This window comes from Streptomyces sp. MBT53 (assembly GCF_016654115.1).
Taxonomy (GTDB): domain Bacteria; phylum Actinomycetota; class Actinomycetes; order Streptomycetales; family Streptomycetaceae; genus Streptomyces.
On record NZ_JAEQAZ010000491.1, the window covers coordinates 1 to 531 of the forward strand.

At 72.5% G+C, this 531-nt stretch carries 1 protein-coding gene; it reads right to left on the reverse strand.

The annotated features are described in order from the left end of the window. Window positions 1-41 precede the first annotated feature (41 nt). Window positions 42-531 (reverse strand): EamA/RhaT family transporter (locus JHN45_RS52430; protein WP_201056577.1); only part of this gene is annotated, 490 nt, incomplete at its 5' end.

Consider the following 531-nt stretch of genomic DNA (forward strand, 5'->3'; position numbering starts at 1 on the left):
CTCCACCCCGCCCCTCCCCGCCCCTCCCCGGTCAGGACCGTTCAGGCCCGGCGGCGCTTCTTCGAAGGGTTGCCGGTGCGGCGAGTTGTGCGCTTCTGGTGCTGGGTCAGCGCCGACTCGTACTCCTCGCGGTTGAGTTGCTCGCCGGGGGCCTCCGTGAGGGAGCGGAAGAAGTAGGCGACGAGGGAGCCGACGAAGCCGATGCCCAGGAGGCCGCGGAGAGAGGCCTGGCGGTCGGGGTCGGGGCGCTTCTTGAAGCTCTCCCAGGTGTGGCCGAAGGCGAGGGCGCTGCAGACCGCGAACATCACGATGACGAGGAGGGTGACGAAGCTGCCGACGTCCGCGATCTGGAGGCCCTGGTAGGCGAAGCGGAGGATCAGGCAGGAGGCGACGGCGGCGGCGAGGGAGCCGGCTGCCGCGGCGAGGCGGCGCGGGGCGTAGCCGTTGTCGTGGTTCACCCAGGTGGTGCCGAAGAAGCGGAGGGGCTCGGGGCGGGGGCCCGTGCCGGTGTCTGTGCCCGGGGAGCCCGCG